Source organism: Bacillus sp. SKDU12, from assembly GCF_010093085.1.
Classification (GTDB): Bacteria; Bacillota; Bacilli; order Bacillales; family Bacillaceae; genus Bacillus; species Bacillus mexicanus.
In genome coordinates this window covers 13,320-29,480 of the sequence record NZ_MSRC01000021.1, presented here as the reverse complement: position 1 = coordinate 29,480, position 16,161 = coordinate 13,320, and the positions used below count along the sequence as shown (strand labels likewise).

Genomic DNA, 16,161 nt, shown 5'->3' with positions numbered 1-16,161 from the left:
TTTCTTTAAATTATATAAAATGAGGTGCTCCAATGTCGGTATTTAAAAATCAAGAAACGTATTGGGAAAACCTATTTGATGAAGATGACAGCTTAAGCGCATTCCCTATCTTTAAAGCAGCAGATAAAGCGTCATTGACCCGTACTGGCTATCAGGAAAAATATATTTGCCGTTCCTTATCACCGGACGTATCTCAAAGAATAATGACGATGGCTAATCATTCTGAAATGGCAGCCTATTTGATTTTATTAGCAGGGATTGAATGCTTGCTGTATAAATACACTGATCGAACGAACCTGATTTTGGGCATTCCAGCGGTATCGAAGCAAAAAAGCAGTCAGTCAGCCATTAACAGCATTGTCCTGTTCAAAAATAAGCTTTCAAGCGAGAGCACATTTAAAACCTTATTCGAGCATCTGAAAGAAGCTGTTACTGATTCTCTGAAAAATCAAAGCCTGCCGTTCCGAAAAATGGTCCAGCATCTACATGTAGAATACAATGATGAACGTCAGCCGTTGATTCATACTGTCGTTTCACTGAACGAAATTCATTCCTTGCGATTTAAAGAAGACACTGCAGCCGATACGCTGTTTCACTTTGATTTGGAGAACAACGGGATTCAATTGAAGCTTTTTTATAATAGCAATCTGTACGATGAGCGTTATATGGATCAAATTGTATCCCATTTGGATCAGCTGCTGTCCGTGATCTTGTTTCAGCCTCAAGCGCCGATCCATACGGCAGAAATCATATCCGAACCGGAAAAACAGAAGCTTTTGTTTGATTTTAATGACACCAGCGCAAATTACTCCGGGAGCAGAACTGTTTATCAGTTATTTGAAGAGCAAGCAGAAAGAACACCTGATCACAAGGCCGTCAAGTTTAAAAACGACCATATGACATACAGGGAATTGAATGAAAGGGCTAACCGTTTGGCAAGAACATTGCGTAATGGCGGGGTTCAAGCCGATTCGTTAGTCGCCATTTTGGCTGATCGTTCATTAGAGATGATCGTATCCATTTTAGCCATTTGGAAGGCTGGGGGCGCTTATGTGCCCCTGGACCCTGAATATCCAATAGAACGGCTTCAATATTTGCTTCATGATGCGAAGCCAGATATTCTCCTTGTTCAGCATCATTTAAAAAGCAGCCTCACCTTTGACGGCTTGACGATTGATCTTAATGATGAAACATCTTACCATGCCGATGACTCGTCATTATCATCAATAGCGGAACATAACCATTTAGCCTATGTCATATATACCTCGGGCACAACCGGAAAGCCGAAAGGGGTTATGGTCGAACACGGCGGCATTGTGAACTCGCTCCAGTGGAAGAAGGCATTTTTCAAGCATTCTGCCAAAGATCGCGTGCTTGTCTTGTACCCGTATGTTTTTGATGCGTTCATTTTAAATTTCTTCGGCCCGCTCATCTCTGGTGCAGCTTTGCATCTTTTGCCAAATGAAGAGAATAAAGATCTTTTCGCCATTCAAAAGGTCATGAAACAAGAAAGAATCACACATTTTTCAACTTCTCCCCGTCTTCTAAAAACCATGATCGAACATATGAACGCGGACGACTTCATTCATGTTCAGCATGTTGTTGTAGGAGGAGAGCAGCTGGAAACAGATACAGTTGAGAAGCTGTATTCTCTGCAGCCTCACATTCGAATTAATAATGAATACGGACCTACAGAAAATAGCGTCGTATCTACCTTTCACCCTGTTCAGTCTGCTGATGAACAGATCACAATCGGCAAACCGGTGGCCAATCACCAAGCCTATATTTTAGGAGCCCACCACCAAATCCAGCCAATCGGCGTACCGGGAGAGCTGTATGTCGGAGGAGCCGGCGTGGCCCGCGGCTATCTCAATCAGCCTGATTTGACGGAAGAAAAGTTTGTTCAGCATTTGCTCCTGCCTGGCCAAATGATGTATAAAACGGGTGATCTCGCCAGATGGCTGCCAGATGGAAGAATTGAATACTTAGGGCGAATCGATCATCAAGTGAAAATTCGCGGCTACCGTATCGAAATCGGCGAGGTAGAGGCCGCCTTGTGCCATATCGAAAATGTTCGTGAAGCTGTGGTTGTTGCGCGGGAAAACGAAGACGGAACTAAGCAACTGTATGCCTATTATGCCGGCGAGTCTTCTTTGACCGCTGCACAATTTAGAGACGATTTGTCCCGAAAACTGCCGAATTACATGATTCCCTCCTTTTTTATCCATTTGGAACATATCCCCCTCACTTCCAATGGAAAAATTGATTTGAAAGCTTTGCCTGCTGCGGAAGAAAAAAATATGCGGACGGATAACGAATACATAGCACCGCGAAACACAATCGAAGAACTGCTGGTGTCGATCTGGCAAGAAGTATTAGGGGAAGAGCGCATAGGAATACAGGATCATTTCTTTGATTTTGGCGGAGATTCGATTAAATCAATTCAGGTGTCTTCCAGATTATATCAAGCCGGATACAAGGTTGATATGAAGCATTTGTTTAAATCCCCTGCGATTGCTGACTTAAGTCAATTTGTAGAACCGATCGGCAGAATGGCCGATCAAGAGGAAGTGAAAGGCAGCACAAATCTGACCCCGATTCAGCATTGGTTTTTTGAACAAAAAATGCCGCAAGCACACCATTACAATCAGGCCGTCATGTTATATGCAGCGGAAGGGTTTAAAGAGGAGCCGCTTCACAGGACAATGGAACGCATCGCCTCACATCACGATGCCTTGAGAATGATTTTTGAAAAAACGTCTAACGGATATGCTCCGCGAATTACAGGAACAGATGAAAGTGAATTATACCATCTGGAAGTGATGGATTATAAAGGGGAAACCGACCCGGCTCAAGCGATCGCCGGTAAAGCGAATGAGATTCAAAGCAGCATGGTATTAGAGCAGGGGCCTTTGATGAAGCTTGGTTTGTTCCAATGTCCAGACGGAGATCATTTGTTGATTGCGATTCATCACTTGGTAATTGACGGCGTATCGTGGCGCATTTTACTTGAGGATTTTGCAAGCGGTTATGAGCAGGCGGAGCGCGGACAAACGATCCAGCTTCCGCAAAAAACAGACTCATTTCCATTCTGGGCAGATCAATTGTCCAAATATGCGACAGAAGCAGATATGGAGCAGGAGATTGCTTATTGGGCTGAGCTTTCAAGCATAAAGCTGCAGCCATTGCCTAAGGACAATATCTGTGAAGGTTCATTATTAAGTGACAGCGAAGAAGTGACGATTCAATGGACAAAAGAGGAAACGGAGCAATTATTAAAACAAGCGAATCGTGCCTATAACACGGAAATCAATGATCTGCTGCTGACTTCGTTAGGTCTGGCCATTCACAGATGGACAGGTATAGAAGACGTTTTCGTGAATGTGGAAGGACACGGGCGAGAACCAATTATTCCAGATGCGGATATCTCCCGCACGATAGGCTGGTTTACAAGCCAGTACCCTGTCGTACTGAGGATGGAAGCCGGCAAAGATCTGTCACAGCGCATCAAGATTGTGAAAGAAGGGCTGCGCCGTATTCCTGATAAAGGGATGAATTACAGCATCATCAAATATGTATCCGGACATCCGGAAGCTGCATGCCTACAACTGAATCCGGAAATATCGTTTAATTACTTGGGACAATTTGATCAAGATCTGAAGCATCAAACGTTGCGCGTGTCACCTTATTCCACAGGGGCATCGATGAATGAAAACCAAAAGAGAACGGCCGTGCTTGATGTGAACGGCATGATTGCTGAAGGCAAATTATCGCTGACACTGAGCTACAGCAATAAACAATACGAAAAATCGACTATGGCGCAATTTGCTCGCGGTTTGAAAGAAAGTCTGCAAGAAGTCATTGCGCATTGTGTAAGCCGGGAGCAAACTTCCCTGACGCCAAGCGACACCCTGTTAAAGGACATCACAATAGACGAACTGGAACAGCTTTTAGAGCAGACGCGTGAATTAGGCGAAGCAGAAAATATGTATCCATTAACACCGATGCAGAAGGGCATGCTGTTTCACAGCTTGTTTGATCCGAATTCAGGTGCTTATTTTCAGCAAACGATGTTTGATCTGCATGGAGATTTGAATATTGATTCATTTTCAAAAAGCTTGGATGGCTTATCGCAAAAATATGATATTTTCCGAACGAATTTTTACAGAGGCTGGAAAGATCAGCCGCTGCAAATCATATTCAAAACGAAAAAAATCGGTTTTCAATTTATTGACTTACGCGAGATGAAAGCACCACAAAAAGAAGAGATGATTCAGCAGTATGCCAGAAAAGATAAGATGCAAGGCTTCGACTTAGAGAAAGGCGCGTTAATGCGGCTGCTGATTCTTCGTACTGATGAAAAGGCCTACCGTTTCATATGGAGTTTTCACCATATTTTGATGGACGGCTGGTGTCTGCCGCTGATTACAAAAGAAATATTCGAGCATTACTTTGCCTTGCTTCACAAAAAGCAGCCTGAACAAACACCGATGACTCCATACAGTCAATATATTGAATGGCTCGGCCGGCAAGATGCAAAGGAGGCTATGCGTTATTGGGATCAATACTTGGAGGGATATGAAGAACAGACCAGCCTTCCTAAGGATCACCATGCGGCGGAAGAACGATATGTACCAGAGAAAGTGACGTGTGAAATAAGCCCCGACCTCACATTAAAAATGAAGCAAACGGCCGGACGGCGCCACGTCACACTGAACACGCTGCTGCAAACGGCATGGGCGGTTTTGCTGCAGAAATATAACCGAAGCAGAGACATTGTGTTTGGAAGTGTTGTATCGGGAAGGCCGGCTGGAATTCCAAATGTGGAAACGATGATCGGCTTATTCATTAACACTATTCCCGTGCGGTTCCGATGTGAAGCTGGGACAACGTTTGCCGAGCTTATGAAAGACGCGCAGGAAAGGGCTATAGCGTCTCAACAATTTGAGACGCACCCGTTGTACGATATTCAAGCACGTACAACGCAAAAGCAAGATTTAATTACACATTTAATGATATTCGAAAATTATCCGGTTGATCAGTATATGGAAAACATCGGCCGGCAAAATGGATCATCTATTACCATTTCCAACGTGCAAATGGAAGAGCAGACCAACTATGATTTTCATTTGACCGTTATACCGGGCGATGCGATGAACATCCTTTTTGAATACAATGCCAATGTGTATGAGCGAGAAAGTATTGAACGGGTACGGAAGCATTTTATGCACATTTTGCAGCAGGTCGTGACTGATGCGGATATCCCCGTAGAGCAAGTGGAATTGTTAACGGAAGGTGAAAAAAGAACCCTTCTTCATACGCTGAACGACACGGCCGCATCGTTTCCGCAGAAACCGGTTTATCAATTATTTGAAGAGCAATCGCAGCGTACACCCGATCAAGCAGCCGTCATCGATAAAGACAGTCAGCTCACGTACGCAGAGCTCAATAAACGGGCAAACCAACTGGCGCGAACGCTAAGAGCGAAAGGCGTGCAAGCAGATCAGCCTGTAGCCATCATCAGTAGAAATAGTATCGAATCAGTGGTTGGAATCCTCGCCGTTTTAAAATCAGGCGGAGCCTATGTCCCTATAGATCCGGAATATCCGCAAGATCGCATTCGGTATATGCTGGATGACTCCGAAGCCGAAATCGTTTTGCTGCAGCAAGATATCAGGGAGCAGCTTTCTTATGAAGGCGTCACTATTTTACTTGATGATGAAAGCTCTTATCATCAAGATGCCTCTTATCTTGAACCGCTCAGCAGTACGAACGATTTGGCATATATCATTTATACATCAGGTTCCACAGGCAGGCCAAAAGGCGTACTCATCGAGCACCGCGGCTTGACCAATTATATTTGGTGGGCGAAAGAAGTTTATGTAAAAGGCGAGAAAGCCAACTTCCCGTTGTACTCGTCAATCTCTTTTGATCTGACGGTGACTTCTATTTTCACACCGCTTGTCACAGGCAATACGATCATCGTCTATGACGGAGAGGACAAAACAGCTCTGCTTCAATCGATTGTGCAGGACCAGAGGGTGGATGTCATGAAATTAACCCCAGCCCATTTGCAGGTTTTAAAAGAAATGAACATCGCCGATCAATCGGCTGTCCGGAGAATGATTGTGGGCGGGGAAAATCTAAGCACCCGGCTAGCCCAAAGTATTCATGAACAGTTCGAAGGCCGAATTGACATATGCAATGAGTATGGACCGACGGAAACCGTTGTCGGCTGCATGATTTACCGTTATGATGCCGTAAAGGACAAGCGGGAATCGGTACCGATCGGAACAGCTGCAGCAAACATGAGCATTTATATCCTTGATGAGAATAGGAAACCTGCCCCGATCGGCGTCCCGGGAGAAATCTATATCAGCGGCGCTGGTGTGGCAAGAGGATATTTGAACCGTCCGGAATTGACGGCAGAGAAATTTGTCGATGACCCGTTTGAACCCGGAGCCAAGATGTATAAGACAGGGGATTTGGCGAAATGGCTGGCTGACGGAAACATTGAATATGCGGGCAGAATAGATGAACAAGTAAAAATCAGAGGCTATCGTATTGAATTAGGCGAGATCGAGGCGGCATTGCTTCAAGAAGAAGCGGTCAAGGAAGCGGTCGTGACAGCAAGAGTTGATGTCCACGGGTTTAAACAATTGTGTGCTTATTACGTGAGCGGCGGACAAATAACAGGAGCCCAGCTCAGGAAACAATTGGCTCACAGCTTGGCGAATTACATGATTCCAGCTTATTTTATCGAGCTGGATGAAATGCCTTTAACTTCTAACGGAAAAATAAACAAAAAAGGGCTGCAGGCTCCGGATTTCGATCTGCAGGACAGAGCAGCGTACAAGGCTCCCCGAACAAAAATGGAAGAAATATTAGTTTCTGTCTGGGAATCGGTATTAGGTGCTGAAAATGTTGGTATTATGGATCATTTCTTTGATCTTGGCGGAGATTCCATTAAATCCATTCAAGTGTCCTCCAGATTAATTCAACAAGGATACAAAATGGAAATCAAAGATTTGTTTCAATACGCCACAATTGCCGAGTTAAGTCCGCATATTAAGCAGAATCTGCGTATAGCCGATCAAGGTGAAGTCAAAGGAGACGTCAGTCTGACTCCTATTCAGCATTGGTTCTTTGATCACATAACAGTCGATCCGCATTATTATAATCAAGCCGTCATGCTGTATGCGCCGGAAGGTTTCCAGGAATCAGCGCTTCGGCAAACCCTGCAAAAGCTTGCTGAACATCATGATGCGCTCCGCATGACGTTCCAGACTACGGAAAATGGCTACGAAGCACAGAATGCAGAGATTGCCCAAAGCGGACTGTACCACTTAGAAGTCCTGGACCTGAAAGAAGATTCCGATCCGAGGCGGACAATTGAAGCCAAGGCTGACGAGCTACAAAGCAGTATGAATTTAAGTGATGGACCGTTACTGAAAGCTGGGTTGTTTCAGTGCGCAGATGGAGACCATTTGCTCATAGCCATCCATCATTTAATTGTGGACGGGGTTTCATGGCGCATTCTGCTGGAGGATCTTGTTAGCGGGTACAAGCAAGCCGAAAACGGGCAAGTGATTCAACTGCCGCAAAAAACAGACTCTTTCCAATTATGGGCTAGGAGGCTTTCGGAATATGCACAAAGTGAAACCGTAAAACAAGAACAGGAGTATTGGGCAAAGATCGAACAAACCGAAGGAAAACCGCTTCCGAAAGATTTCCATGAAACACATACGGCTGCAAAAGACAGTGAAACAGAAACCGCGGAATGGACGAAAGAGGAAACGGAGCTGCTATTAAAACAGGCGAATCGCGCTTATCATACTGAAATAAATGATTTGCTTTTAACTTCTCTCGGTCTTTCCATATCGCATTGGTCAGGATTGGAACAGATCCCGATTCATTTAGAGGGACACGGAAGAGAACAGATTATGCAAGATGTGGATATCTCCCGTACGGTTGGATGGTTCACAAGCCTTTATCCGGCTGTCCTTCATATACAGCCAGGCAAAGAAATTTCTGATTACATTAAAACGACTAAAGAAGGACTGCGTCAAATTCCGCATAAAGGGATCGGATATGGAATAGCAAGGTACTTAAGCAGCACAATGCCATCGAAACTCAATCCTGAGATCAGCTTTAACTATCTAGGGCAGTTTGACCAAGATTTGCAGCAGCATGCGATTCAATTATCTTCTTATTCCTGCGGTTCCGACTCGAGCGGAAATCAAGCAAGACCGTATGTACTGAATATAAACGGAATGATCACTGAGGGCCGTCTGAGGCTTGTGATCAGCTACAGCCGCAAACAATACGAAAGAAAAACGATCAAGCGGTTATCAGAAACGATTCAAAGCCAGCTGCGGACAATCATTACACATTGCGTTCAGAAAGAACAATCAGAACTGACACCAAGCGATATATTGTTAAAAGGCATGTCCATTGACGAATTGGATCAGCTTCTCCTTCAACTGCCGCATTCAAGTGAGATCGAAAACGTGTATCCGCTCACCCCGATGCAGAAAGGAATGCTCTTTCACAGCTTGCTGGATGAGGACTCACATTCTTATTTTGAACAAGCATCGTTTAGTATTCAGGGAGAGTTAAAGATTAATTGGTTTAAAGCAAGCCTTGAACGATTATGTGAAACATACGCCGTGCTCAGAACCCGTTTTTACAGCGGCTGGAACGATACTCCTTTACAAATTGTCTATAAAAAGCAAAAACCGCAAATTCATTTTGCAGATTTGCGTGACATAGAGGAGCCTCGGCGCGAGGATGAAATCGCAGCCTATCAAAAAGAGGACAAGGCAAAAGGATTTGACTTGGCTCGGGACCCGCTGATGCGCATAGCGATTTTCCGTATGGAAGACCGCAAATATCATCTGATTTGGAGCTTTCATCATATTGTGATGGACGGCTGGTGCCTGTCTCTTATTACAAAGGAAGTATTTGAGCATTATTACGCTTTGCAAGAAGGCAGGGAAACAGAAGCGCCATCCGCCGCTCCTTACAGCGACTATATCGAGTGGCTTGGCCGTCAAGATCAGGGAGCGGCTAAACGGTACTGGTGTGAGTATCTTGACGGCTATAAGGGTGAAACGCGATTTCTTCATAAAAGACCGCAGCATGAACAAAAAGCATATGCTTATGCCAATGTGAGCTATGAATTAGACCCGGAACAAACAAAACGGCTGCAGCAAATCGCAAATCAGCATCAAGTGACATTAAATTCGTTGATCCAAACGTTGTGGGGAATTTTATTACAGAAATACAGCGGGTCTGGGGATGTCGTCTTTGGCAGTGTCGTGTCCGGAAGGCCGGCGGAAATCCCTGGGGCGGAACAGATGATCGGCCTGTTCATCAATACCATACCAGTTCGCATCCGCTGTGATGAGGACAGCTCTTTTATTGAAACGATGCAAATGGTTCAACAAAATGCACTGGCTTCCCAAGCATACGATACCTACCCTTTATACGAAATTCAGGCCCAAACGGAACAAAAGCAAAACTTAATTGATCACATACTGATCTTTGAAAACTATCCGATAGGGCAGCAGGTTGAAGAGGCAGGTCATCATGATACGGAACTGAGCATCACGAATTTTCATATGCAGGAACACTCCCATTATGATTTGAATGTGGTTGTTATACCTGGCGAACAGCTGGCCGTTCATTTCGGTTTTAATGAAAATGACTATGAAAAAGCAGAAATGGAGCGGCTCCGCGGACATTTTGAACAGCTCATGCAGCAAGTATTACAGAAGCCATCTGTCAAAATAGAAGAATTAGAGCTTCTGACTCAGCAAGAAAAAGAATATCTGCTCAGTCATTTTCAGTCTAGCGATATGCAATACCAGCGTGATCAAGCGATTCATGAGTTGTTCGAGGAACAAGCGCATCGTACGCCGGACCATACCGCGGTTGTATTCGAGGGTAAACAATTAACCTACGGGGAACTGAACCGGCGGGCCAATCAGCTTGCGCGAACCTTGCGGGCAAAAGGAGTGGGGGCGGATCAGCTTGTCGGCATTATGACTGAACGCTCTCTGGAGATGATGATAGGCATTTTGGGAATTTTAAAAGCGGGCGGTGCATATTTGCCTATAAATCCTGATTCTCCGTCTGACCGCACCCGTTATATTTTAAATGATTCAGGCATCAGCGTATTGCTTTATCGCCGGCAGCTGCAGGATAACATCGACTTCTCAGGGACATGTATCGATCTCATGGAGGAACATTTCTATCACGAAAAAGACAGCAGTCTTGCACTCTCTTATCAGTCCAGTCAACTGGCCTATGCCATTTATACTTCCGGTACGACAGGCAAACCTAAAGGCACGTTAATTGAACATCGCCAGGTCATCCACCTGATAGAAGGGCTGAGCCGCCAAGTATACTCTGCCTATGAGTCGGATCTGAATGTAGCCATGCTCGCTCCATATTATTTCGATGCTTCTGTTCAGCAAATGTATGCTTCTTTGCTATTAGGTCATACCCTGTTTATTGTTCCAAAAGAGGTCGTATCAGACGGTGCAGCCTTATGCCGTTACTATCAGCAGCATTCTATTGATATTACCGACGGAACACCTGCCCATTTAAAACTCTTATTAGCCGCAGGGGATTTACAGGGAGTCACGCTTCGGCATCTTATAATCGGAGGAGAAGCTCTTTCCAAAACGACGGTAAATAAGCTCATGCAATTATTCGGCAAGCATGGCGCTGCGCCTGCGATCACCAATGTATATGGCCCTACTGAAACTTGCGTAGACGCGTCCTTGTTCAACATTGAGTATTCTGCCGATGCTTGGGCTCGCAGTCACATTCATGTCCCTATAGGCAAGCCGTTAGGCAATAACCGCATGTACATTTTTGATTCCAAAAAACGGCTGCAGCCGGCAGGCGTCCAAGGCGAGCTGTATATAGCAGGGGACGGTGTCGGTCGGGGTTACTTGAACCTGCCGGAGCTGACGAATGAAAAATTTGCGGCCGATCCGTTTGTCCCGGCGGAACGAATGTATAGAACCGGTGATCTGGCCCGCTTTCTGCCAGATGGAAATATTGAATTTATCGGCCGGGTTGATCATCAAGTGAAAATTCACGGTTTTCGAATCGAGCTCGGTGAAATAGAAACGGTCATGATGAACGTTCCTGATATACAAGAAACAGCCGCAATTGCCCTTAAAGACTCAGATGGAGAATATGATCTATGCGGATACTATACTGCGAACAAACCAATACAGATCAGTGAACTTCGTGAAAGGTTGTCCCGGCATTTACCGGCGTATATGATACCAACTCATTTTGTGCAGCTTGATCAAATGCCGCTGACGCCAAATGGGAAGCTTGACCGGCAGTTATTACCGGCTCCGGTCAAAGGTCGAGACAGAAGCACGGAATACGTGCCGCCGCAGACTCCGGCAGAAATCCAGCTGACAGCCATTTGGCAGGACGTTCTCGACTTAGAGCAGATCGGGATTCGAGATCACTTTTTTGATATTGGAGGACACTCTCTGCGGGCAACCGCGCTTATCGCAAAAATACAAAAGCAAATGCAGGTCCAAATTCCTTTGCGGGACGTATTCCGTTTCCCAACCATTGAACAGCTCGCGCGGGAAATCACGAAAACTGAGCTAACTGGGTATGCCGCTATTCCCGCAATTGAAAAAAGACCTTATTATCCGGTATCCTCGGCCCAAAAACGATTGTACATTCTTAATCATCTGGAAGGCGGAGAACTCAGTTACAACATGCTGGGACTGATGGCTGTCGAAGGTAAGCTTGACCGTGATAAGCTGCAGCAAGCCTTCCGCACGCTGATTCAGCGTCACGAATCTTTGCGCACCGGTTTTAAAATGGCCGGCGGAGAACCTGTTCAGTATGTCTTAGATCACGCAAAATTCGAAGTAGAGTGGTATCAGGCAGAAGAAAATGAAGCGGACATTTATATCCGCCAATTTATTCGTCCGTTTCATCTGGAGGAGCCGCCGCTGCTTCGCGTAGGGCTGATTGAATTTCAACCTGACCGAGGAATTCTCATGTTTGATATGCATCACATTATTTCTGACGGAACATCCATGAGCGTATTGATTAAAGAATTTATTCGGACATATAAAGGAGAGATATTGCCGCCTTTACGCATCCAGTACAAGGACTACGCAGTATGGCAGACCGGAGAAGCACGGTTACAGCAGATCCAAAATCAAGAAGCCTATTGGTTAGAGCTTTACAGCGGCGACGTTCCTGTCCTTCATCTGCCGACCGATTATATCCGGCCGTCGACACGTGATTTTGCGGGAGCCACGATGCATTTTACACTTGATAAGCAAAAAAGTGACGGGTTAAAGCAGCTGGCATCCCAAACAGAATCTACTTTATATATGGTGCTCTTAGCGTCTTATACATTATTGCTTTCAAAATACAGCGGTCAGGAAGATATTATTGTCGGCAGTCCTATAGCGGGGAGACCGCACGCGGATTTGGAACCGATTATCGGAATGTTTGTGAATACATTGGCGATGAGACATTACCCTGAAAAAGGGAAAACGTTCACTCAGTATCTGTCCGAGGTGAAGGAGAATGCCTTAAAGGCTTATGAGAATCAGGATTACCCGTTCGAAGCGCTGGTCGACCAACTGAATATTGCCAGAGACTTGAGCCGCAATCCATTGTTTGACACCATGTTTGTGCTTCAAAACACGGAGCAGGAACAGTTAGAGATAAATGACATCACTTTTCAACCCTATCCAAGCGAACATACGATGGCTAAATTCGATTTAACCTTAACAGCTGTGGAAGCAGACGCTTGTATTCATTTCACGATGGAATATTTGACCGCTCTGTTTAAACCAGAAACGATCGAACGCATGATCGGTCATTTTGTGCAGCTGATTGATTCGATTATCAAACAGCCTGAGGCAAAGCTGGCCAGATTGGATATGATGACCCAAGCAGAGAAGAGTGACATTCAGCTACGATTTAACGATACCGGAATCACAGAAAAACATATTCCGCCAGCGATTCATCAGCTTTTTGAGCAGCAGGCTGCGCTTAACCCAGACCATGAAGCCGTCCTGTTTGAAAATCAGACGCTGACTTATCGTCAGCTGAATGAACGCTCCAATCAGCTGGCGCGCGTCCTTCAAGATAAGGGGGTAAGCACTGATCAGGCGGTTGCCGTTCTCACCGAGCGCTCAGCAAATATGATCATCGGCATTTTAGCCATATTAAAGGCCGGCGGAGCATTTCTCCCTATCGATCCGGAACTTCCTGATGAACGGCGGACTTTTTTGATGAAAGACAGCGGAGCCGATGTGCTATTGACTAGTGCTGGCCATACCATCCCGCGGCTCTTTGAAGGGGAAGTTCTGCTGCTTGACGATCCGTTACTATATCAAGGCGGTACCGACAATCTTCATCTTTCGTATTCGGAAAATGACTTAATGTACGTCATTTATACATCTGGTACAACAGGGAAGCCAAAAGGAGTTCAAATAACGCATAAAACGATGACGAATCTGTTCGTACATGAACGAGATCATACACAGCTGCGTTTTGACAGAGTGCTGCAATTTGCCGCCATGAGCTTTGATGTTTGCTATCAAGAAATGTTCTCCGCGCTTTCAAGCGGAGGAACACTATGTATCATCAGCAATGAGGCAAAACGGGAAGTGCGTCAGCTCAATGAATTTGTCAAAAAGCACAATATACAGACAGCATTTCTTCCGACCGCGTTCCTTAAGCTCCTCGCCTCAGAGACACACTATTTCGAACCGTTTGCTGAGTGCGTGGATCACATCATCGCCGCAGGAGAACAGCTCATCATAACAAATATGCTGCGCGACATGCTGAGACGCCACCAGGTCACACTGCATAATCATTACGGTCCGTCAGAGACGCATGTCGTGACCATGTATACCGTTGATCCGGATAAAGATCAGGAACTTCAGCCAATCGGCAAACCGATTTCAAATACAGAGATTTTCATTTTGAATGAAGCAGGATCGCTTCAGCCTGTCGGAATTGTCGGTGAGCTATGTATTTCAGGGAGCAGTTTAGCCCGAGGTTATCATAACAAGGAGTCTTTGACGCTCGAAACATTCGTTCCGCATCCATTTGACCCGAATCAGCGGATGTACAAAACAGGCGATCTGGCCCGTTACCTTCCTGACGGAAACATTGAATATGCGGGAAGAATGGACCATCAAGTCAAAATTCGCGGTTACCGAATTGAGCTCGGTGAGGTGGAGGCCGCTCTTTTAAAACATGTACAGGAAGCAGTTGTCCTCTCAAAAGAAAATGCAGATGGGCAAAGCGATTTGTATGCTTACTTTACAGCGGAACAATCAGTTTCGATCAGTCAGCTAAAAGAAAAACTTGCAGGGCAAATACCAGGCTATATGATTCCGTCATACTTTATCCAACTGGAAAAACTGCCGCTAACTTCGAATGGAAAAGTAAATCGGAGAGCATTGCCAATTCCTGAAGCAGGTTTGCATACAGGAACCGACTACGTTGCTCCGCGAACGAGCATGGAAGAGCAACTGGTATGTATCTGGCAAGACGTTTTGAAGGTAAAAGAAATTGGCGTGAAAGATAACTTTTTCGATCTGGGCGGCCACTCATTACGGGGGATGACGCTCATCGCTAACATTCATAAGCAATTCAGCAAAAACATTTCTTTAAAAGAAGTCTTTCAATATCCGACCGTTGAAGAAATGGCAAAGATCATTACTGAAGCTGAGGACATCGGGCCGGAGACCATTCCGCCTGCCAAAGAAAAAGATGTTTATCCTGTATCCTCCGTGCAGAAGATGGTTTACTTGTCGACACAAATCGAAGGCGGCGAACTTAGCTACAATATGCCGGGAATTCTTACATTAGAAGGGAAAATTGATATAAATCGCTTACAAACTGCTTTTCAAAGACTGATCCAGCGTCATGAATCACTGCGTACCGGATTTAAAATGGTCCGCGGAGAGCCGGTGCAGGTGATCAAACCGCAAATGGAGTTCTCTATAGAAAGATATAAGGCAGCACCTGACGAGGTTGAGGAATGTTTCCGCGCCTTTGTTCGGCCATTCGATCTCAGTCAGGCTCCATTACTTCGGGCGGGACTCATCGAGTTGGAACAAGACCGGCATATTTTCATGTTTGACATGCACCACATCATAACGGACGGCGTCTCGATGAATATTTTTGTCGAAGAACTGATTCAATTGTATGACGGCAAAGAGTTAGCTCCGCTCCGTATTCAGTACAAAGACTTTACTGAATGGAAACATCAAAAAGAACAAAGAGAACGAATCAAGAAGCAGGAAACGTATTGGCTCGGTGTATTTCATGAAGAGCTTCCGTCATTCGAGCTGCCGAAAGATTTTGCGAGACCGCCTGTTAGAAGCTTCGATGGCAAGCAGCACAATTTTACACTTGATAAGACTGTCGTACAAGGTATAAAGCAGCTGGAAGACTTGACCGGATCGACCGCTTATATGATTTTGTTTTCTGCCTATTCCATACTGCTTGCTAAATACAGCGGCCGGGATGATTTCGTCATCGGTACGCCTATTGCGGGGAGACCATATGCAGATTTGGAACCCATCATCGGTATGTTTGTCAATACATTAGCCATCCGTACCGCTCCGATGGCAGAAAAGACATGTATGGACTATATAAAGGAAACGAAAGAAACGATGCTGGAGGCTTATGAAAATCAAGAATATCCTTTTGAAGAACTTGTAGAAAAACTAGGTGTAAAACGGGACTTAAGCCGCAACCCATTGTTCGATACGATGTTTGTCCTGCAAAACACAGAACAAACGGATATTGAAATAGACTCTCTCGCCGTCAAATCTTATGAACAAACGAATACAACAGCTAAATTTGATTTGCAGCTGACCTTCGTAATGGACAAAGATGAAATAAAAGGCAGCTTTGTCTACTGCACGAAGCTATTTAAAAAGAAAACCATTTCTGTATTGGCCGAGGATTACATCATGATCCTCTCGGCGATTTTGCGAAACCCATCCGTTCTTTTAAAAGACATTCAATTAAGCGAAAAAGTAAACAAAAACAAACATCTCGCAAGCACAATCGAATTGGATTTCTAATTATAGACGGCAGCGGCTGTCCCGGCACAAATGCCGAGGC

The 16,161-nt window shown here is 45.1% G+C and carries 1 protein-coding gene; it reads left to right on the top strand.

What is annotated here, in order from left to right; genetic code table 11:
* Nucleotides 1–32 precede the first annotated feature (32 nt).
* Entirely contained in the window at nucleotides 33–16,121 is a 16,089-nt protein-coding gene (locus BTW01_RS17230) for a non-ribosomal peptide synthase/polyketide synthase (protein WP_162104205.1), read from the top strand.
* The last annotated feature ends 40 nt before the right edge of the window (nucleotides 16,122–16,161 follow it).

Coding starts and splice junctions, on each gene's coding strand:
- BTW01_RS17230 (WP_162104205.1), top strand. CDS start 33: ATGTCGGTATTTAAAAATCAAGAAACGTATTGGGAAAACCTATTTGAT.